General features: G+C 66.8%; 4 protein-coding genes. 2 read left to right on the top strand and 2 right to left on the bottom strand.

The annotated features are described in order from the left end of the window. Both Q8Q88_RS18760 and msrB read right to left on the bottom strand, forming a co-directional pair. Positions 1–474 (bottom strand): SDR family NAD(P)-dependent oxidoreductase (locus Q8Q88_RS18760; protein WP_305676707.1); only part of this gene is annotated, 474 nt, incomplete at its 3' end. 68 nt (positions 475–542) lie between these two features. Beyond that, complete coding sequence (gene msrB / locus Q8Q88_RS18755; protein WP_305676706.1) at positions 543–1,034, bottom strand: peptide-methionine (R)-S-oxide reductase MsrB; 492 nt, start codon at positions 1,032–1,034, stop codon at positions 543–545. Between the two features lie 60 nt (positions 1,035–1,094). Between msrB and Q8Q88_RS18750 the strand changes: the two genes are divergently transcribed. Both Q8Q88_RS18750 and Q8Q88_RS24815 read left to right on the top strand, forming a co-directional pair. Continuing rightward, the gene (locus Q8Q88_RS18750; RefSeq protein WP_305676705.1) at positions 1,095–1,415 is read left to right on the top strand and encodes a heavy metal-binding domain-containing protein; all 321 of its coding nucleotides are present in this window, start codon (positions 1,095–1,097) and stop codon (positions 1,413–1,415) included. A 6-nt stretch (positions 1,416–1,421) separates the two neighbouring features. Beyond that, on the top strand, positions 1,422–1,496 hold a 75-nt coding region (locus Q8Q88_RS24815), incomplete at its 3' end, for a biotin carboxylase N-terminal domain-containing protein (RefSeq protein WP_371129882.1).

The raw sequence follows: 1,496 nt of genomic DNA, 5'->3' as shown, positions 1-1,496 counted from the left end.
GGGCCCGATGGTCGCCCAGAAGCCGTTGACGCTGGAGGTGTTGATGATGTGGCCCTCGTCGGCGGCCATCAGCATGGGCAGGAAGGTGCGCACCCCCAGATAGACCCCGCCCCAGCAGACATTGAAGGTCTTCTCCCAGGCGGCGCGACTATCGGTGACCATGCTGCCGCCGCCGGCGATGCCGGCGTTGTTGAACAACAGGTGGATGCGGTCGATCTGCTGCTGTTCCTTCAACTCCTCGCGGAAGGCGATGAGAGCGGCCTCCAGCGAGACGTCGGCGATATGGGTGGTGACCTTGGTGCCTTGGGGCCGGCCGTCGGCCTCGATCAGCCGCACGGTCTCGGCCATGGCCGTGGCCGAGACGTCGCACATGGCGACATTGCAGCCCTCGGCGACCAGTTGGCGGGCCAGTTCGCGGCCCATCCCCGTGCCACCGCCGGTGATCACGGCCGTCTTACCTGCGAAATCCTTCAAGGCGTCGCCTCCCTGGCGTGGTTTTCAGGGAGCTTAGCGCGGTTTCCCCGCGGTTCGCCAAGCCATGCTCAGGCGTGGGCGAGATGGGCGTTATCGCCCCGCTTCAGCGGATCGCGCAGGGGCTGGCCGTTCTGCACGAACTCCAGCGACACCGAGTTGATGCAGTAGCGCAGCCGGGTCGGCGCGGGACCGTCCGGGAAGACGTGGCCCTGGTGGCTGTCGCAGCGGGCGCAGCGGGTCTCGATGCGGACCATGCCGTAGCTGACGTCTCGCACCCCCACCACGTGGGCCTCGTCATAGGGGGCGAAGAAGCTGGGCCAGCCAGTGCCGCTCTCGAACTTGGTCTTGGCCTGGAACAGCGGCAGGCCGCAGAGCCGGCAGCAATAGACCCCGTCCTCCTTGTTATCGAGCAGGCCGCCGCAGAAGGGCGCTTCGGTGCCATAGTGCAACAGCACCTCGGCCTCCTCGCGGCTGAGGCCGGCTTCGAGGGCCTGGCGTTCCGCCGCGTCGGGGGCGGTTAGGTCGAATCCGGTGGGTGAGGTGGCGGCTGGCGTGCTCATGGGTCCCAATCTAAGTTGCCCGGCTTCAATACGAAAGTGCGCCGCCGGAGGATGCAGCCCATGATCACCAGCACCACCCCCACCATCGCCAATCGCGACATCGCCGAGACGCTCGGCGTGGTCAGCGGCGAGGCCATCATCGGCGCCCACATCTTCCGCGACCTGTTCGCCGGCATCACCAACATCATCGGCGGCCGGGCCGGGGGCTATGAGAAGGCCCTGCGCGAGGCTCGCGACATTTCGATCCGCGAAATGTGCGAGGAGGCCCAGAGGCTAGGCGCCGACGCCGTGGTCGGCGTCGACCTGGACTATGAGACCCTCGGCGTCGACAACGGCATGCTGATGGTGACCGCCGCCGGCACCGCCGTGAAGCTGCGCTAGGACCTTATGTTTTCAAAGATTCTCATCGCCAACCGTGGCGAGATCGCGGTCCGGATCATTGGCACGTGCCGCCGTCTGGGG

The sequence above is a fragment of the Phenylobacterium sp. genome, assembly GCF_030697925.1.
Taxonomy (GTDB): Bacteria; Pseudomonadota; Alphaproteobacteria; order Caulobacterales; family Caulobacteraceae; genus Phenylobacterium.
This window is presented reverse-complemented; position numbering and strand designations above follow the sequence as displayed.